21 protein-coding genes are annotated in these 17226 nt (G+C 48.6%); 16 read left to right on the top strand and 5 right to left on the bottom strand.

Annotated elements, in window-relative coordinates:
- Positions 1 to 18: 18 nt before the first annotated feature.
- Both AC0YOA_RS06065 and AC0YOA_RS06070 read left to right on the top strand, forming a co-directional pair.
- Positions 19 to 729 (top strand): Cthe_2314 family HEPN domain-containing protein, encoded by a 711-nt coding sequence (locus tag AC0YOA_RS06065; RefSeq protein WP_475785877.1) that lies wholly within the window; start codon positions 19 to 21, stop codon positions 727 to 729.
- Between the two features lie 30 nt (positions 730 to 759).
- Entirely contained in the window at positions 760 to 1545 is a 786-nt protein-coding gene (locus AC0YOA_RS06070; RefSeq protein WP_475785878.1) for an SDR family oxidoreductase, read from the top strand.
- A gap of 194 nt (positions 1546 to 1739) precedes the next feature.
- Here AC0YOA_RS06070 and AC0YOA_RS06075 read toward each other — a convergent pair whose 3' ends face one another.
- Positions 1740 to 1985 (bottom strand): NifU family protein, encoded by a 246-nt coding sequence (locus AC0YOA_RS06075; RefSeq protein WP_210038394.1) that lies wholly within the window; start codon positions 1983 to 1985, stop codon positions 1740 to 1742.
- Positions 1986 to 2077: 92 nt separating this feature from the next.
- Between AC0YOA_RS06075 and AC0YOA_RS06080 the strand changes: the two genes are divergently transcribed.
- Positions 2078 to 2350 (top strand): YuzB family protein, encoded by a 273-nt coding sequence (locus AC0YOA_RS06080; protein ID WP_210038395.1) that lies wholly within the window; start codon positions 2078 to 2080, stop codon positions 2348 to 2350.
- Between the two features lie 20 nt (positions 2351 to 2370).
- On the opposite strand, the gene AC0YOA_RS06085 is transcribed toward AC0YOA_RS06080, so the two are convergent.
- Entirely contained in the window at positions 2371 to 3438 is a 1068-nt protein-coding gene (locus tag AC0YOA_RS06085) for an NAD(P)/FAD-dependent oxidoreductase (protein ID WP_475785879.1), read from the bottom strand.
- Positions 3439 to 3508: 70 nt separating this feature from the next.
- Positions 3509 to 4612 carry an aminofutalosine synthase MqnE gene (gene mqnE, locus AC0YOA_RS06090; protein ID WP_475785880.1) on the bottom strand — a complete coding sequence of 368 codons (1104 nt, stop codon included), beginning with the start codon at positions 4610 to 4612 and terminating at the stop codon, positions 3509 to 3511.
- A gap of 279 nt (positions 4613 to 4891) precedes the next feature.
- Here mqnE and trhA point away from each other — a divergent pair, with 279 nt between their 5' ends.
- The 3 genes from trhA to AC0YOA_RS06105 all read left to right on the top strand — a co-directional run bounded on the left by trhA (position 4892) and on the right by AC0YOA_RS06105 (position 6823).
- Complete coding sequence (gene trhA, locus AC0YOA_RS06095; RefSeq protein WP_210038398.1) at positions 4892 to 5533, top strand: PAQR family membrane homeostasis protein TrhA; 642 nt, start codon at positions 4892 to 4894, stop codon at positions 5531 to 5533.
- 102 nt (positions 5534 to 5635) lie between these two features.
- Positions 5636 to 5989, top strand: coding sequence for an iron-sulfur cluster insertion protein ErpA (gene erpA, locus AC0YOA_RS06100; RefSeq protein WP_210038399.1), 354 nt, complete (start codon positions 5636 to 5638; stop codon positions 5987 to 5989).
- Between the two features lie 576 nt (positions 5990 to 6565).
- A complete protein-coding gene (locus tag AC0YOA_RS06105) occupies positions 6566 to 6823 on the top strand; it encodes a hypothetical protein (protein WP_475785881.1) in 258 nt (85 codons plus the stop codon).
- Between the two features lie 102 nt (positions 6824 to 6925).
- Here AC0YOA_RS06105 and AC0YOA_RS06110 read toward each other — a convergent pair whose 3' ends face one another.
- A complete protein-coding gene (locus tag AC0YOA_RS06110) occupies positions 6926 to 7690 on the bottom strand; it encodes an SDR family NAD(P)-dependent oxidoreductase (protein ID WP_475785882.1) in 765 nt (254 codons plus the stop codon).
- 31 nt (positions 7691 to 7721) lie between these two features.
- Complete coding sequence (locus AC0YOA_RS06115; protein ID WP_475785883.1) at positions 7722 to 8672, bottom strand: aldo/keto reductase; 951 nt, start codon at positions 8670 to 8672, stop codon at positions 7722 to 7724.
- Positions 8673 to 9025: 353 nt separating this feature from the next.
- Between AC0YOA_RS06115 and AC0YOA_RS06120 the strand changes: the two genes are divergently transcribed.
- The 10 genes from AC0YOA_RS06120 to sda all read left to right on the top strand — a co-directional run bounded on the left by AC0YOA_RS06120 (position 9026) and on the right by sda (position 17047).
- Complete coding sequence (locus AC0YOA_RS06120; protein WP_210038403.1) at positions 9026 to 9688, top strand: hypothetical protein; 663 nt, start codon at positions 9026 to 9028, stop codon at positions 9686 to 9688.
- The gene (locus AC0YOA_RS06125; protein WP_475785884.1) at positions 9678 to 10202 is read left to right on the top strand and encodes an accessory gene regulator B family protein; all 525 of its coding nucleotides are present in this window, start codon (positions 9678 to 9680) and stop codon (positions 10200 to 10202) included. The genes AC0YOA_RS06120 and AC0YOA_RS06125 overlap by 11 nt, the downstream gene beginning before the upstream one ends.
- Positions 10199 to 10330, top strand: a complete 132-nt coding sequence (locus AC0YOA_RS06130; protein WP_210038405.1) for a cyclic lactone autoinducer peptide — start codon at positions 10199 to 10201, stop codon at positions 10328 to 10330. The genes AC0YOA_RS06125 and AC0YOA_RS06130 overlap by 4 nt, the downstream gene beginning before the upstream one ends.
- Entirely contained in the window at positions 10331 to 10717 is a 387-nt protein-coding gene (locus tag AC0YOA_RS06135) for a LytTR family transcriptional regulator DNA-binding domain-containing protein (RefSeq protein WP_210038406.1), read from the top strand. It abuts the gene before it with no gap.
- Positions 10718 to 11035: 318 nt separating this feature from the next.
- Positions 11036 to 11752 (top strand): response regulator transcription factor, encoded by a 717-nt coding sequence (locus AC0YOA_RS06140; protein ID WP_475785885.1) that lies wholly within the window; start codon positions 11036 to 11038, stop codon positions 11750 to 11752.
- Complete coding sequence (locus AC0YOA_RS06145; RefSeq protein WP_475785886.1) at positions 11749 to 12918, top strand: sensor histidine kinase; 1170 nt, start codon at positions 11749 to 11751, stop codon at positions 12916 to 12918. The genes AC0YOA_RS06140 and AC0YOA_RS06145 overlap by 4 nt, the downstream gene beginning before the upstream one ends.
- Before the next feature lie 108 nt (positions 12919 to 13026).
- Complete coding sequence (locus AC0YOA_RS06150; protein WP_475785887.1) at positions 13027 to 13803, top strand: ABC transporter ATP-binding protein; 777 nt, start codon at positions 13027 to 13029, stop codon at positions 13801 to 13803.
- Positions 13778 to 15724, top strand: coding sequence for an FtsX-like permease family protein (locus AC0YOA_RS06155; RefSeq protein ID WP_475785888.1), 1947 nt, complete (start codon positions 13778 to 13780; stop codon positions 15722 to 15724). The genes AC0YOA_RS06150 and AC0YOA_RS06155 overlap by 26 nt, the downstream gene beginning before the upstream one ends.
- A gap of 216 nt (positions 15725 to 15940) precedes the next feature.
- Complete coding sequence (locus AC0YOA_RS06160) at positions 15941 to 16615, top strand: YheC/YheD family protein (RefSeq protein WP_210038410.1); 675 nt, start codon at positions 15941 to 15943, stop codon at positions 16613 to 16615.
- A gap of 288 nt (positions 16616 to 16903) precedes the next feature.
- A complete protein-coding gene (gene sda, locus AC0YOA_RS06165; RefSeq protein ID WP_210038411.1) occupies positions 16904 to 17047 on the top strand; it encodes a sporulation histidine kinase inhibitor Sda in 144 nt (47 codons plus the stop codon).
- Positions 17048 to 17226 lie beyond the last annotated feature (179 nt).

Below are 17226 nucleotides of genomic sequence, written 5' to 3' on the forward strand. Positions count from 1 at the left end.
TCTAGGAGGATTCAAATCATGCTGCGAATGCTGTTTGATGACCCTCCACGGAAAGCGGAGGGAAAGCTTCACGAATCGATGCAGCTAATGAAGCGCTTTGCTTCAATGCTTCACGATTCCATTTCCAAAGGCAAAGACAGCGAGCAAAAGCTGCGGAAATATGAAATATGGACCCTTGGCCTGATCGTATCGCTTGATGAATTGGAGCAGAGCCAATATGCAGCGAGAAAATTCGCAGATAAGGTGAAATCCACTTCCATGGAAAGTATGCCACCGGATGAATTGCTCGATTATCACCGGCATGTTTATTTTGACAAAAATGCCTTTATCCGTTTATTTGCATTGCTTGACAAGCTGGGGACCCTGATGAATGAATTTCTTAATCTGCAAACGGAGCGGATTAAAGTACATTTTTCTTATTTTACGGTTTTGCGCGGCATGCGCCAGCGTAATCTTCATCCTTTGCTTATATCCAGGCTTGACGCCCTAAAAGAACAATACAAAGAACCGCTTGGAAGGCTGCGGAAACGGCGCAACACCGAAATTCATTACATGAATTCGGAAATGCAGGATGATTTGCAGCAGAGCTATCTGGCATACGGAGAACATCACCGATTGGAAAATTTGCAGGAGCGCTGTGATGATTTGACTCAAGGAATGGAATTAATATACGATACCCTGCTGCTTGCTTTTGATCATGCTTGCAAACATATGAGGAAACGAATTTAATATGCTATACTGCACATGGGAGGGTTACCCATGGATCTTATCGGAAAAACAGCTTTAATAACAGGCAGCGCCAAAGGCTTGGGCAAAATGACCGCACTAACTTTGGCCCGCATGGGCTGCGACCTTGTGCTGAACTACGTCAACAGCAGGGATGAGGCTCTGCAGCTTGCTGCCGAGATCGAACTGCTCGGCGTGCGCGCTGCAGCTTTTCAGGCTGATATTTCGCTGCGCTGCGATGTAGAGCGGCTGGCAGAGCAGGCGCAAAGCTGGTCGTCCAGCGGCTGTGTGGATATTTTGATCAATAATGCCGGACCCTTTATAAGGGAACGCAAACGCTTTGCCGATTATGGGGTTGAGGATATTATCAATCTGGTTAACGGCAATCTGCTCGGCGTAATGCTCCTGGACCATAAACTGCTCCCGGGGATGCGAAGTAGACAGTGGGGACGTATTATCCATTTTGGCTTCGGTCACGCCGGAGAAGGCAGGGCCTGGCCGCACAGATCCGTGTATGCGTCTGCCAAGACAGGTCTTGTTTCCTTTACCAAGACGCTTGCCGTTGAGGAGGCAGGAGACGGAATTACGGTCCATATGATTTGTCCCGGCGATATTAAAGGGCTCAACAAGGAACGTACCATCGCGGAAGTGCTTCATGAGCGCGATGAAGAGTCGCCGCGCGGACGGCCGGGAAGCGGGGAAGATATTGCCCGTGTCATTGGATTTCTTTGTTTGCCGGCTTCGGATTATTTGACCGGAAATATCATTGATGTCACCGGTGGTTTCGATCCCATCAAGAACAGTATTCCCAGTACATAATTTAAAGATGAGGTCCAGGCAAGCGGGCTGATCTGGCCGGCAGCAGCCGGTTTTTCGGTAGTTCTTTATGCTTTCGGTCAGAAAAAGAGTCTTGCCGGACCCTCATCTGCCCATAAGGCGATGATAGCGGCAAGACTCTTTATTGCAGAAGAAACGCTGACGTTCTTCTTTAGGACTTTGGCTTGGGTTATAACTTAGAATACCTGCATAACCTCTTGTACGCCTTCAACTTCTTCAAGCAGGGCACGTTCGATACCCGCTTTGAGCGTGATTGTCGAACTTGGGCAGCTGCCGCAAGCACCCATCAGGCGAAGCTTAACGATTCCGTCCTCTACATCAACGAGTTCGACGTCGCCGCCATCGCGCTGGAGGAAAGGGCGAAGCTTATCAAGAACGTCCAACACTTCATCATACATTGTGGTGCTTTGTGTATCACTCATTGCAATCCACTCCTTTCTCCCCTATTATAATACAAAGTAGAACAATTGAAAATGGATATCATCCGATATCATCAAGGTAAGGTGAAAACATCATGTTAAAACCAATTATTGAATTTTGCGCCAGCAATATGCATCATGGCACCGATCGTGTTATGAAACAGCTTGAAGCGAATCCGGAGCTGGAAATTATTGAATACGGCTGCCTCGGCAACTGCGGCGAATGTTATCTGTTTCCGTTCGGTATGGTTAATGGTGAAATCGTCGCGGCTCCATCAGCGGATGAATTGTTTGATGAAATTATGAAAGCTGTTGGTGAGCAGGATGCTGAGCGGGAAGCGCTCGACCGGCTGATTGACGATTTATAAATAAAAAAAGTCTTGGCGTGCTAGCCCAGATGATGCTTGGACATCCATAGCACGCCGCTTTTGAGCACACGCGGCACACGGCCCATAATCGGTGTACGGCCCATCAGGCCAAAGCCTGATTTTTTGCCAAGCGAACCAAGAACGCCCTTGAGCTTGATTTTGGACAGCTTCGGTGTCTTGTCGTTCCACTGCGCCTGCATGACCTCCGCAACCTGTTTGCCCTGCGCTTCCGCTGCCTGGGCACTGGGGGCGAAAGGTATGGAAGAGCAATCTCCAACAATGAATACATCCGTATGGCTAGGCAGCTGATGGTACTCATTCACAATCAGCCGTCCTGTGGGATCCTTGGGAAGATTAATCTTCTGGACCAGCGATATGGGCTGAATTCCGGCAGTCCACACGATGACATCCGTCAGCAGGGGGCTTGTATTGTTCTGATCGTACAAGATCCCCTGCTCCACCTTGTGGATGGACACATTTCCGCGCATCTCCACCTCATGCTCAATAAACCACGAAGAAACATACTGCTGCAGCTTATTGGGAAAGGCTGATAAAATACTCGGTCCCCGGTCTACAATACGGATGTTGATATCGGGCCGGCCTTCTCGCAGCTCTGAGGCGATTTCAACGCCGCTGAGCCCGCCGCCCACGATCGTCACCTGACCGTAAGGCTTGACATCATTGACAGCCTGGTACGTTTTGCGCGCCGCTCCGAAGGTTTGGATGCTGTTGGAATACAGCTCGGCCCCTTCGATGCTGTGGTATTTGTCGGTACAGCCAAGAGCAATGACCAGCCACTCGTAATCGAGCGGATCCTGTCCGGCAATACCGACCTGTTTAGCCTCCAGATCAACCGACATCACTTCGCCGTACATGACCAGCAATCTCGGATCGGATGGAAAATCGACCCGTAGATCAATGTCCGCAGCCGTTCCGGCGACGAGCGAATAATATTCCGTCTTAAGTCCCTGGTAGGGCATGCGGTCGATCATAACAATAATGGTGTCGTCGGGCAGCTCGCCCTCCAACAATTCATGGGCAACGGTTAAGCCTCCGTAGCCGCCGCCGAGGATAACAAAACGTTTCATTGGCAACCCCAACCTTCTTTATCATCTGCAATTCTGATGATGCTTAGTATGCGCGTGAATGTCCTCTTCCTTACTCATAAACCTTTACTTCGTTATAGAAAGTATCCCGTTCAATGGGAATACGTCCAGCCCCTTTAACCAGCCAGATCAGATCCTCGCGCGTGATGCCCTCGGGCGTAAGCGCGCCGGCAGCATGACTGATGCGCTCTTTGAGTATCGTGCCGTGAACATCCGAAGCGCCCATCGTAAGAGACACTTGAGTCAGCTGTGTGCCAATATTTATAAAATAAGCTTTTATATGCTGAAAATTATCCAGCATGAGCCGGCTGATCGCGATGGTCTTTAAATCCTCAAAAGCCGAGTTACGGCGGCGGATGCCGGCCCGCGGGCTGATGGGCTGCATGGAAAGCGGAATAAACACCAAAAAGCCGTTCGTCTCATCCTGCAGCTCGCGAATTTGCAGCATATGATTGATCCGGTCTGCATGCTTCTCAACGGAGCCGTAAAGCATCGTTGTATGTGTACGGAGTCCAAGGTTGTGAGCAGTACGGTGAACCTCAAGATATTGCGATACATCCGCTTTTTCCACGCGCATTTTTTTGCGGTATTCATCGGAGAGGATTTCCGCTCCGCCGCCGGTCAGGCTTTTCAGACCTGCTTTCATCAGCTCTTCAAGTACATCGCGGTAGCTCAGTCCGCTGATTCGCGAGAAGAAATCGATTTCGGCGGCCGTGTAGGCTTTGAGCGTCACTTCTGGAAAACGCTCATGTAATGCTTTTAACGAATCCACGTAATATTGAAACGGCACATGGGGATTATGACCACCGACAATGTGAAATTCCCGGACACCCGGGTGAAAATGCTGCTCCACATAAGCGATCATTTCGGCCCCGGAAAGTGTGTACGAGCCTTCTTCGCCTTCATCCTTGCGGAAATTGCAAAAAGCGCAGTGTGCTTCGCAAACATTGGTGAAGTACAGGCTCATATTCTCAATAAAATAAACCTTGCGGCCATTTTTCTTCATGTTGACTTCATTCGCCAACTGCCCAATGGTCAAGAGATCATCGGAACTGTAAAGAAATTCCCCATCTTCCCGGGAAAGGCGTTCGCCGGAGCGAACTTTCTCAATAATATCTTGCATCTGCTTGTCTTCTGTAGGTACGGCTACATTCATGACGGCTTCCTCCTAGTCCGCTGGGCGCTGTTTGCATAGGTCCGGATGATATGGGTAAGAAATGAAAAGATACTTTGTGAAAAAAGTCACTTACGCATACTGTAGTGACCCCATTCGAACATTAACTGACCTTATTATAAACCTACATCCGTCGAGCGGCAACCACAAAGTCAAGCGAGGTACACCTGACGTTGTTAATTTATCATGCAAACCGCTTTGGTCTTATTATCGTCTTGATGGATGTTGGGGTATAATAGAAGAAGGAAAAGAGGTGTTGAATTGGCAAATACGCATACGTATTCACGCAGGGAAGAAATGGCCAACGCGCTGACCCATGGTGTTGGGGCCGTGCTGAGTGTGGCGGCGCTCGTGCTGCTTATTGTTTTTGCCGCGCTCAAGGGGCAGGCATCCCATGTGGTTAGTTTCACGATTTACGGTACAATGATGCTGCTGTTATATACCTGTTCGACGCTGCTGCACAGCTTTCCGGCCGGCAGAGCGAAGAATGTTTTTGAGAAAATGGATCATGCCTGCATCTATTTATTTATAGCGGGAACTTATACCCCCATTCTGCTTCACCTGGTGAAGGGAGCAGAGGGCTGGACATTTTTTGGCATCATTTGGGGAGTAGCGATTTGCGGGGTTGTATTCAAATCGTTTTTCGCTTCCAGATTCCTGTTTACCTCGACGATTCTCTATTTGCTGATGGGGTGGATGATCGTATTCGCCTGGGGGCCGCTCAAAGAGCATTTCGCGCCGGGCGGCCTGCATCTGCTGATCATCGGCGGGCTCTTGTACAGCTTCGGTACAATCTTCTACATGTGGCGGAGTTTTCCTTATCACCATGCGGTGTGGCATTTGTTTGTACTAGGCGGATCGGTGCTTCATTTTTTCGCCATTCTCTATATTCTGCCTCATTAAAAGGGATGGCAGCATATTGAGCCGCAGCGTAAAGTGGAGTATACTAAATAAGTAAGTAACACAAGAGTTGTACCGACTATTTTGGATTGGGAGGGATTATGAATGATTAACATTAGCGAAACTGCAAATGAAAAAATAAAAGAAATGCTCAGCTCCGAGGAAACGCCGAATCTGTTTCTGCGCATCGGTGTGAAGGAAGGCGGCTGCAGCGGATTCTCATACGGCATGGGCTTTGACGACGAGCAGCATGACGACGACAAAGTGATCGAATACAGCGGACTTAAAGTTGTGGTCGATAATGAAAGTATGCAATATCTGAACGGCCTGGAAATCGACTTCAAGGAGTCGGCCATGGGCGGAGGCTTCACCATCAACAATCCCAATGCATCGGCTACATGCGGCTGTGGATCTTCTTTCCGCACGGCTGTGGCAGCAGGTAAACCCGGCGATTGCTAAGCTGAGTTCATTTTTCTTAAGGAGCTATCATCAACCTTCTGGAGTTATGTAGATTCCATACATAATTCTGGAAGGTTTTTATGCGAAATATGATCCTCTAATCAAAACTGATTGTAATAAATTCCCAAATACCAAGCTGACATCCTTCGTATCGAAGGGGTGATTTTTGTAAGGTTTTTGTAAGAAAAGGTCCCGGGTCCGTTTAATGCTTGATGACTACGATATGTTATAATTTAGTCTCCTTCGCCTAGATCGTTACTGATCCTTCATTTTTCTGTCCTATATACCACCTCCAACCTCTTTTTCTTTCTCATTTTTCTCATTTTTTATTTTTTTCAATTCGGCCGATCTTCAATTTCTCAGAATTATCAAGCATTTGGGACGGTTTTGAGTGTGACTCCAAAAGTGACAAATACCTTACAGAAATGTTCCTTATTTCTTATAATTATCGATAAAAAGAATCCCTAAAACCCGGGATTCTAAAATTTCTTTAATGTTACAGGTTTCGACAGCCTCCTCTGGCCTGATCGCCTATAATTTAGGTATAGATATATAGGAGTAAGGAGGAAATATACTTTGACTGTTCTTAATGTGAATTCACCTTTTGAATTAGACATTCTGCATATTGCTCAGGCTCTTGATCTTGACAAAGAACGGATGCTCGAATTTATTTCCAGCGGGATCGTATCTATTCCAACCCAGCAAAATGATGAATTGCAAAAGCAAAACGCCGATGAATATACGTTAACTCCGCCAAACCACCGGACCGGAAAATTCCGCCTGACACGCTTTCCCAATCTCCAGCATATCCAGCTTGGGAAATCGCGTCATTAGCACAATGGCTGCGGAGGTATAATGCTTGCAGCAAGACTTTCAATACAAGGGAAAAAAGCCCTGCACAATACGTGCAGGGCTTTTTTTATATGCTGGTAAAGATTATATCGTCGCCATTACGTTGCCGCCTGCTACCGGAATATATGCTCCGGTGATGAAGCTGGACAAATCGGAAGCAAGGAAGGCGACCACATTGGCGATTTCCTGATCCGTGCCCCGGCGTTTGAGCGGCACCGTGCTTTCGTAGCTTTCGCTGCGTTCGGTATTGTTCAAGCGGTCTTTCTCGCTGATAGTCCATCCGGGTGCGACCTGATTTACGGTGATTTGGTGCTCGCCAATTTCTTTTGCCAGCACCCGGTAGACGCCATCCATGCCGCGCTTGCCGGCTACATAAGCCGATTGGTTAGGGAAATTCTGCATGGCGCATTCCGTATTAATGGCGACAACCCGGCCGGCCTTACGCTCAATCATGGCAGGAACGAAAACTTTGGACAGATGGACGGCCTGCAGGACGCAGGAATTAAATTGGTCGACATAATCACTGGAATCCTGCTCCAGGACGGATGTCCAGGAGTATTGGGACACAGCGTTTGCAACCACGATATCGGGGGAGCCGAATCCGGCATCCAGAGCAGTTTGCTGCATTTGTTTGACTGAATTCAAATCCGCCACATCCGCCTGGACGGTAATGGCTCTACGGCCAAGAGCTTCGATCTGCTGCTTGAGCTGCTCGGCTTTGGCCGAATTTTGATGATAATGAACAAGGATGTCAGCACCGCATTGTGCCAGAGTGCCTGCGATCACTCTTCCGAGCTCTCCGGTCGCGCCTGTTACAAGCGCTGTTTTATTGGATAAATCAATTTGCATGTGCTTCTCGTCACCTTTCCTGATTGAAATATTATGATTCGGCGGAGGCAATAGCGCGAATTTCCGCCAGAGTTGCATCATCCAGCGCAACATCCGCTGCGGGAAGCACACCGAGAATATGGCTTGGCTTGCGCACGCCTACGATCGCACTGGTAATTGCGGGATGGGCGAGATCGTAAGCGACAGCCAACTGCGGAAGCGTAATCCCGCAGCGTTCGGCAACCGCTTTCAGTTTCTCCGCCTTGTCCACGTTGCTGCGCAGGCCCTCGCCGGTATGGGCTTTATTGCGGGAGCGCCAATCTCCTTCTTCGAAGGTCGTATCATACGTATAATTGCCTGACAGCAACCCCGAGGTTAGAGGACTGTAAGCGACAACGCCGATGCCGTTCTCCAGACAGAAAGGCAGCAGTTCTTTTTCGGCTGCCGGCCGCAGAATGGAATAAGGCGGCTGAAGGGAATCGACATGACGGACGGCAAGCGACTGCTTGAGCAGGGGAACATCATAATTGCTTACACCGACATAACGGACTTTGCCGTCCTGTACAAGCTTGTCCAGGGCACGCATCGTCTCTTCGGCGGGAACGTCGGCATCCGGCCAATGAACCTGATATAAATCGATATAATCGGTTCCGAGGCGGCGCAAGGAGGCTTCTGCTTCCTGCAGGACGGAATCGTAGGCCGCGCTCCGTGCAGGATTGCGGTTCTCATCCCAGACAAGGCCGCATTTGGTCGCGAGAACAATACGGCTGCGGTCGGATTTCAACGCTTGACCCAGCACTTCCTCCGAATGACCCAGTCCGTATACGGCTGCCGAATCAAAAAAAGTGACCCCTGCATCCAACGCGGCGCGGACGCTGTCGATGGAAGACTGATCGTCCTGGCTTCCCCAGGCGCTGGCCCAGCCTCCGCCGCCGATTGCCCATGACCCAAAGCCGATTACGGAAATGTCGGGGCCATTCTTGCCCAACTTGCGGTATTTCACAAATGGTCACTCCTTTGAATTAGTCATCAATCTTAACGGCAGGTACGGCTGTTTCTACCTGCTTCCTTATACATAGTATAGTTAAACAAATAGAATAGGAGAAGAACTGAAATTATTATTACCTAGTTACCTGAGGTTTACTAAAGCGCAGGCTTAATAGCAAAAGAAAACGCTGACACGCGGAGCGGGAAATGCTTTTTTTTGGCGCCTTCTATATATGAAAGTTTATATTTTTTATATTGAAAATCTCTGCTATACTGAGGTAAAAATAGACAAATAACGTTCAGGTTCGTCTTAATGAGGGATGAATCATTCATCATTGTAGAATTTATCATCCAAAGGGGCGTTAGTGCGTGTCCTATGCGCTGTTTGTAGCAGGGTCTATAATTGAGTACTTCTCTTATTTCATCTTTATGTTTGCCTTGTTTCGTTTCCGGTTCAGAGATCGCATGTTTTATCTCGTTTTTGTATCCTTTATCATGAGTCAGGTTTCCTATTTTACACGGCTTAATCCCGAAATCGGCGAATTGTCCTCGTACATTCAGCTTACTTTATTAATTATCGCGATGTGGGTTTTGTTCCGGGTTCCTTTATATTATTCGATCGTCATGAACGGGGCGGGATTTGTATTCGGATTTGCGGTGCAGGGGCTGGTCATCTTATTTCTGTGGCAAACAGGAACGCCGCTTGGAACGATACAAGATAATGCTTTAGCCAGCGCAGCGACACAAGCGTTATCCGCTCTGCTTGTCATCGGGTTCAGCCGGTTGATATTTATCAAAAACTGGGGATTTGATTATGTTCCGACTTCACATCGCGCATATGTAAGAATTTCCGGCGTGAATGCTTTACTGCTGGTCATTATCGTCATTGCCGCTGTTGCAGCATGTTTAACCGCCTTCTTATTTAAAAATGAGTTCAAGGATTACATCATACTCTCCAATGCCATATTTATTATTTCGGTACCCCTATTTTTATATTATTCATTCAGAAAGGATCATGAGGATGCTTCATAAAGCAGCCGAGCAATTGCATGCACGGATAGCAGCCAGCGGCAACGAGCCGCCATCGGTCCCTGTTATTTCTTATGTACTGCACATTCTAGTGAATACGGTTTCAATAATTCTTCTGGCTTCCGTACTGGGAATGGTTACAGGGGAGCCTGCAAAAACGTCGGTTGTTATTGTCTTATTGGCGGTCATCCGGTTTTTGACCGGAGGTTATCACCTTCCAACCAGCCTCGGCTGCATTGCCGCTTCTTCGATCGTACTCGCCGCGATCCCACACATTCATGTAGCCAGCTTATGGGTCTATCTCATTACTGCAGCGGCATTTGTCATGATGGTATTATTTGCTCCCTCCAACTATGATCAGCACGCCAGAATCCCAGAGCGGTATTATCCTCTATTGAAGGTATTGGCTTCCGCCATTGTGGCATCAAACTTTTTTATCGGCTCCGATTTGCTTGCTCTCACCTTTGCGACCCAGTCCATCCTTTTACCAATTAAAGGGGGTGAAAAAAATAAATGAAAAAGCGGGCTTATAAATTATTGGGAGCTATTATTGTTTCAGCTGCGTCGCTTTTTGTTTTTACGGGCTGTCTTTTCTATTTGTACAACCCGCCAATTCCAGAAGAACTTAGAAGGAAGGGAGTTTAAATGCAAATTCCCGTAGTAAAGCGGTTGAACAGGAAAGAGTACGAGATTGAAATGATCGACGTGGCAGACGTTCTCTACACCTTCATACAAGACCGCACATTGATGTACCAAACAAAGGAAGAGACGTACAGCCAGATTTCGACACTGGAGGAACAAGAGCGCTTCTTAATGACTAACGGGTTCCAGAAAGTCGAACGCGGTTATCTCGTGCAGATGAACAAAATCGAATATTTTGATGAAGAGCGGTCCTGCGTGTTTTTCGAGCAGCACCCGGCCTCCAAGGATGCGCCCAACGCGCCTGTATCGAGAGTTCACAAGAAAAATGTTGAAATGTTCAGCAAGCCTGCAGCAATTAAAGATAAACGCATTAATTTCTCAAACGGTTAAAGAAGCGCACCTCTGGGCAGAGATGATAGTATCTCTCGTCGGTGGTGCTTTTTTTATATAGGTTGTTCAAAAAGCCATATTTTGATCATGAAGCAGTTCAAGAAGCATAATCGACATCGAATCTTGAATTCAGCCGGGACTTCCGGTGCTCACGTAGGTTTGGCCTACGCCCCGCTCCTCTTTCCCTAGCTTTATTCAATCTTCTCGATACTGAAAAGCTGATCTTTTTGAATTTACATTATATATACCCATGATGACGAATGTTCCTGCCTGTGATAGGATTTGCAGTAAATACCGGGTGGAAGGAGGAGCTCATGAATGTACAATATATTCATTGTTGAAGACGATGACAAAATCAGCGGCCTGCTCATGCAGTCGCTTGTAAAATATGGCTTCGGTGCGGTGCGCGCCGAGCGCTTCCATGATTTAAAGCGGGAAATGGCCGAGGCGCAGCCGGATCTGATTCTGCTTGATATCCATCTCCCTCATTTTGACGGTTATTATTGGTGCAGGCAATTCCGTACGGTCACAAGCGCGCCCATCATATTCGTCTCTGCCCGTGCCGGTGAAATGGACCAGGTGATGGCGATCGAGAATGGCGGCGATGATTATGTGACCAAGCCGATTCCGCTGGATCTGCTGCTGGCCAAAATCAAAAGCCTGCTGCGCAGGGCCTATGGCGAATATGCGATGGGGGCCGTGCCCAGCATGGAATTGGAAGCCGGAGGACTAAAGCTGCATATAAGCAGAGGCGAGCTGGAATGGCAGGGGAAGCTGTCCCCGCTTACCAAAAACGAATGCCAGCTGGCCGAAATTCTGATCGGTCAAGCCGGACGGATTGTAGCCCGGGAGCGTCTGCTCGAAACCTTATGGGATGACGTACAGTTTGTCGATGATAATACGCTTAGTGTCAATGTGACAAGGCTGCGCAAGAAACTCGAGGAACTAGGGCTGATTGGCGTTATAGAAACGGTCAGGGGACAGGGTTATAAATTCGAGCTGAAAGCCGCCCGTCAGGAATCAGTCCAGGAATGAGGGATAACATTATGCATGAGGAGGAAGAGATAACTAGCGGCCATGAACAAGTGAAGCATTCTTATCAATCTGCCGGCGCTCTAATGTCCGCGGCTTCACCGCTGCGTTATTTCCGCGACCGCTTGTCCTATATAGCCGCCTTCATTGTTTCTTTATTCCTTGCTGGAGCGGCTCTTGTTCTTGGTCAAATTTTTTATCCGACCCATATGGATCCGGCTACCATCGTTTATGCGGGGGTGCTTGTATTATGCTGCTTGTCCTTATGGCTATTGCTGGATTACATCCGGCAGCGTGCCTATTTCCGCCAGCTGGATGAAGCAATCTTGCATGCCTCGGAGCTTGATGCCGCGCTGCGGGTCCGCTCGGGCGTGACAGGGGACCAGCTCGCCGTGCAGCGTCTCCTGCAGGCACAGCATGAAGCGTACATGAATGAGCTGAGCCGTTACCGCAAGCAGCAGGAAATTCATCAGCATTTTATCCATCAATGGGTGCATCAGATGAAGACGCCAATTTCAGTCATTGATCTGATGATTCAGTATGAGGAGCAGGCGCAGGAGGAAAATAACAGCCCATCGTCCACTCAAAGCCTCAGCAGCATCCGGGAGGAAACGGAACGTTTGACCAGAGGGCTTGATATGATGCTCTACACGGCAAGACTGGATAAATTTGAGCTGGATGTCCGCATTCGCACCGTGCCGCTTCATGAAATTGCGAGACGGGTCGTGAACTCCTACAAGCGTCTATGCATCAAATATTCCATTTATCCGCAGATTACGGGGGAAGCGCTTGTTCAGACCGATGAGAAGTGGATCGCATTTGTCATTAATCAGCTGGTAGGGAACGCGATTAAATACAGCAAGCACAAGCAGGGTACAAAGAAGCTGCTGCTGCTCATTGAGACGGAGAACGGGAAGACCGCGCTGAAGGTGAAGGATGAGGGCATCGGCATTCCGGCACATGATTTGCCGCGGGTGTTCGATCCTTTTTTTACGGGCGATAACGGCAGATTGGTGGAGGAATCTACGGGAATGGGGCTGTTTTTGGCCAAGAGCGTATGCGGAAAGCTTGGACATGGACTTGCGGTCGAATCCGTGCCGGGAGGCGGCGGGACGACCCTGACGATCTCTTTTGCTTCGCAAAGCTTGTTCAAGTTCAATGGAAAGTGACATTATTGTAAGAATAGGCTGGACTTTGAAAGCGAAATCGATGGGGAACTTGCCTCCAATAGCTTTATACTTGGACTATCATCGAATATGTTTTTGGAGGGAACGGCTATGAGTGTATTGAAGACGGAAAACTTGAGCAAAACATACAGCTCCAAAGGAAACGTGACCTATAAAGCGCTGGAAGACATTGATTTTGAAGTGGCGAAGGGGGAGTTTGTCGGTATTATGGGCCCTTCGGGCAGCGGCAAAACGACGCTTCTCAACCTGCTCGCCACCATCGACAAACCCACCTCCGGCCGGATTGTGATCAACGGCACGGAGCCGGCCCGTCTTGGGAATAAAGAGCTTGCCTTGTTCAGGCGCCGGCAGCTGGGCTTCGTGTTCCAGGACTTCAACCTGCTCGACACCTTGTCGATCAAGGAAAATATCGTTCTGCCGCTTGTGCTGGAGGGACTTGCGCCGCGCAAAATTGAAGAAGCACTGGCTCCTTATGCTGAGCTTCTAGGCATAACAGATATTCTTGGCAAACGGACTTATGAAATATCAGGAGGCCAGAAGCAGAGGGCGGCTATTGCCCGGGCAATGATTCATCAGCCCTCGATACTGCTTGCCGACGAATTAACGGGAAACCTCGATTCCAAAGCGGCCAAGGATGTCATGGAATCCTTGAAGGATCTGAATGAAAATGCAGGCGCCACGATTGCGATGGTTACGCATGATCCGTTTGCCGCCAGCTACTGCAGGCGGATTGTGTTTATCAAGGACGGCAAATTTTATTCAGAAATCCGGCGCGGCGCCAGCCGCCAGATGTTCTTTCAGCAAATTCTGGACTCGCTCAGTCTGCTGGGAGGGAACTTCGATGACATTCCGCTCGCTCGCGATTAGCAGCATCCGGGGAAATTGGCGGGCTTACAATGCCTTCTTTCTAAGCAGTGTATTTTCGGTCATTGTCTTTTATATGTATGGCGCGTTTATCTTTCATCCCGATGTTGTGAACGGCCATATTCAGGCAGCGGAGAAGGTAAGATCGGGAATGGAGGCCTGCCAGTACATTGTCGTGATTTTCTCCTTCTTCTTCGTGCTTTACGCCAATTCGGCTTTTCTGAAAACCCGCAAGAAGGAATTTGGCCTGTATACCCTGTTCGGCATGACGGGAAATCAACTGCGCCGCATGCTCATCATCGAAAGTGTCATTATCGCGGTCCTCGCAATTGCGGCAGGATTAGGGATCGGAATGCTGCTCAGCAAGCTTTTTTTCATGGCGATGGCCTCGCTGCTTGGCGTTGAGAGCCCCATCCGTTTCGCTGTGCCGCTGAAAGCCGTACTGCTGACGGTTATCGGCTACTTTGCCTTGTTTAATGTATTGACCTGGCTTACGAGCATTCGCGTCGGACGTTCGGAGATCATTGAGCTACTGAAGGAAGCCAACCAGCCGAAGCGCCAGCCCTTATATTCCATGTGGCTGACTATTCTGTCGGTCCTGTGCCTTGTTTCGGGCTACATGCTGGCCTATGTCATGGATACGTCAAATTTTATGCTCGTGATGTTCCCGATTCTGGGACTTGTCGTTATTGGAACGTATTTTCTGTTTACGCAGTGCAGTGTTGCCCTTGTCCGGATGGTGCAGCGGAGCAAATCGATTTTTTATAACCGCACCAACATGATTATATTCTCGCAGGTTGCTTACAAGCTGAAGGATAATGCCCGTATCCTATTTATGGTATCGCTCCTCAGCGCAGTTATTCTGACAGCCTCCGGTACGGTCTACGCCTTCCAGCAGGAAGGGGAGAAGCAGCTTCTTTCCCATACCCCGCAAACGATCGGCTTTGTGGAGAATGGACTGAATGCCCATAATGTGCTGGATACGGCCAAGCTCAAAAGCATTCTTAAACAGGATGGACGGGAGCTTGCCTATGAGACCAGAGTTGTCGGTATACCCGGCGAAGAGGTGACTCCGGCAGAAGGGCATAAGACATTGCGGGTCCAATACAACTCCGCTATCGTGTCCGAATCCGACTACAACCAGGTGGCGGGACTGATGAACAGGCCGCGGCTTTCCATTGATACAGGTCATGCGAAGGTTGTTTTCCCCTATATCGAGCAGGAGACGCTGCCTCCTTTTGAAGGCCCTTCGGTAACCATGCAGGTCAACGGCACAGAGCAGTCGTTCAGCGTTGACGGCTATCTGTTCGGAGCCATTATTAGCCCGATTGATTATTTCACTACACTGATCGTCGTGGATGATACGCAGTATGGGACATTGCTCGCAGCGACTCCGGAATCCAGGCAAATTGTCAACTACGGCTTCGAAATCAAGGACTGGCAAACCGCGCTGCCGACGGTGGAAAAGATCGAGAAGCTTATACCGCCATCGGAGTCGGATCATGCCATGACCTATCGCATCAGTTCGTTCCTTAAGACCCATCAATCTTCATCCTTGACCTTATTCGTGGGATTGTTTGTCAGCCTGCTGTTCTTTATCGCTTCCGGAAGCGTGCTGTACTTCAAGCTGTTCACGGAAATGAAAGAGGATCAGCTCCAATTCCGTGCGCTCACGAGAATAGGAATGACAGCGGGCGAAATCAGAAGAATCGTAGCTACGCAGGTAGGCATTATTTTCTATGTGCCCGTCATCGTCGGCATCATTCACATGTGCTTTGCGATGAAGGCGCTCAGTACGCTGATGCAGGCGGATATCTGGATTTATGCCGGGACTGTAATCGGGATCTATGTCATCATGCAGAGCATATATTTTGCGGTGGCCTGCTCCGGTAATACGAAGCGGATGCTGAATCCCGCTGTTTAGTACAAAGCAGAAGCCAATATTCGCGAATATGCGCGAACTTTATCTATAATCAACCTGCGGCTGCCGTGAGGATCCCTTTATCAGGGGGCCTCCCGGCAGCCTCTTTTTCTATCAGGCTATTAAATAAGGCGAGTTGCCCCGTTCAATCATCCAAGAGAGACCTGTCTTTGAGGCATATAGTGTTAGTAGACTCACAACAGAAAAGGAGATGGCTTTATGGGTGAAGGTCAGGGAAGGCAGTTAGCCAGCAAGTGGGCCAAGACTTCGGCACTGCTCTCGCACAATGAAATTGCTTCGCATATTCCGCCGACCCGCATGTTTTCTTCCGACAATCTGAGAAGCATGCTGCAGGCGCACGGAATGGTGGTCATCAAGCCCGTCGTCGGGGCAGGAGGGCACGGCGTCATCAAGGTAACAAGAGAAGGCAGCGGCTACGCGTATACGTATTATGCGAAAAAAAGACATTTCGGCTCCTTCGACGGACTCTATCATTCTCTTAACGGGATGCGTAAAGGCCGCAGATATTTGATTCAGAAGGGGATACGGCTGGCAACTATTAAAGGCCGGCCAATTGATTACAGAGTGAAACATGTGAAACAGGCCGATGGAAGCTGGGCGATTACCGCTATTGTGGGCCGGTTGGCGCGTCAAGGACTGTTCGTGACCAATTTATGCCGGGGAGGCACGCGCTTGAATGGCTCGGAAGGAATCCGGTTATCCGTTTCCTCGAATGCGGTAGCAGGCAAGAAGCAGCAAATGAGAAGATTAACCCGGTTGTCCACGGAAGTGCTGGAAAGACAATTTCCAGGAATCGGCCAGCTTGGCTTTGATTACGGCATTGATAAGAATGGTAAAATATGGATTTTTGAAGTGAATACACGCCCCGAATAATCAATCGCCTTCGGGGCGGTTGCTTCTGTCCAAAATGGTTAACAGGATTTAATATAATTGGTTAATAGGTTTATAGAGTACCATCAAACTTTTTTATTGAGGTTTTGTGAATGAGGGCTGTGTATAACCCTATCCACATTATCCTCGTTGATATTCCTGTTTTTTCGACGTTTACCCACAAGTTACACACATGCTGTCCACAACTATCTGTGGATAATCGGAACGCTTGTTCTGCCTATTGGGACATGCTAAGATGACAAGGAAGAATTTAGGAAAGGAGGGTGGACAATGGATATGCTGTCTGATGAACTTCTTGTGGATGCCTATCTTTCGGCCATTCAATTCAACCTAGATCCGGAATTTATCAAGCTGTTGACTGTTGAAATGATACGCAGACAGATTAATCCTGAAACATACCGAATAACCGCTTGACTTCCCGAAAGTCCCAGTACATCCTCGTGAATGAAATATTTCATTTTTCCATACCTCAGAGGCTACTCTCACACTACAATTTCTTAAAATAACAAGCTCCTCTATTTAATAGCCATGGCATACGACAAAGTCAAGCAAGCCGTTTATTGCAGGCCGGACGCAGCAAAAAAAGGGTATCC

It is taken from the genome of Paenibacillus sp. JT22N12 (assembly GCF_056269365.1).

Excerpts from the sequence above, each read along its gene's own strand:
- AC0YOA_RS06110 (WP_475785882.1), bottom strand. The coding sequence starts at position 7,690 with ATGCAAATTGATTTATCCAATAAAACAGCGCTTGTAACAGGCGCGACC.
- AC0YOA_RS06145 (WP_475785886.1), top strand. The coding sequence starts at position 11,749 with ATGAGGGATAACATTATGCATGAGGAGGAAGAGATAACTAGCGGCCAT.
- AC0YOA_RS06155 (WP_475785888.1), top strand. The coding sequence starts at position 13,778 with ATGACATTCCGCTCGCTCGCGATTAGCAGCATCCGGGGAAATTGGCGG.
- AC0YOA_RS06085 (WP_475785879.1), bottom strand. The coding sequence starts at position 3,438 with ATGAAACGTTTTGTTATCCTCGGCGGCGGCTACGGAGGCTTAACCGTT.
- AC0YOA_RS06130 (WP_210038405.1), top strand. The coding sequence starts at position 10,199 with ATGAAAAAGCGGGCTTATAAATTATTGGGAGCTATTATTGTTTCAGCT.
- AC0YOA_RS06140 (WP_475785885.1), top strand. The coding sequence starts at position 11,036 with ATGTACAATATATTCATTGTTGAAGACGATGACAAAATCAGCGGCCTG.
- AC0YOA_RS06160 (WP_210038410.1), top strand. The coding sequence starts at position 15,941 with ATGGGTGAAGGTCAGGGAAGGCAGTTAGCCAGCAAGTGGGCCAAGACT.
- AC0YOA_RS06125 (WP_475785884.1), top strand. The coding sequence starts at position 9,678 with ATGCTTCATAAAGCAGCCGAGCAATTGCATGCACGGATAGCAGCCAGC.
- AC0YOA_RS06075 (WP_210038394.1), bottom strand. The coding sequence starts at position 1,985 with ATGAGTGATACACAAAGCACCACAATGTATGATGAAGTGTTGGACGTT.
- AC0YOA_RS06080 (WP_210038395.1), top strand. The coding sequence starts at position 2,078 with ATGTTAAAACCAATTATTGAATTTTGCGCCAGCAATATGCATCATGGC.
- AC0YOA_RS06065 (WP_475785877.1), top strand. The coding sequence starts at position 19 with ATGCTGCGAATGCTGTTTGATGACCCTCCACGGAAAGCGGAGGGAAAG.
- AC0YOA_RS06070 (WP_475785878.1), top strand. The coding sequence starts at position 760 with ATGGATCTTATCGGAAAAACAGCTTTAATAACAGGCAGCGCCAAAGGC.
- erpA (WP_210038399.1), top strand. The coding sequence starts at position 5,636 with ATGATTAACATTAGCGAAACTGCAAATGAAAAAATAAAAGAAATGCTC.
- sda (WP_210038411.1), top strand. The coding sequence starts at position 16,904 with ATGGATATGCTGTCTGATGAACTTCTTGTGGATGCCTATCTTTCGGCC.
- AC0YOA_RS06150 (WP_475785887.1), top strand. The coding sequence starts at position 13,027 with ATGAGTGTATTGAAGACGGAAAACTTGAGCAAAACATACAGCTCCAAA.
- AC0YOA_RS06135 (WP_210038406.1), top strand. The coding sequence starts at position 10,331 with ATGCAAATTCCCGTAGTAAAGCGGTTGAACAGGAAAGAGTACGAGATT.
- mqnE (WP_475785880.1), bottom strand. The coding sequence starts at position 4,612 with ATGAATGTAGCCGTACCTACAGAAGACAAGCAGATGCAAGATATTATT.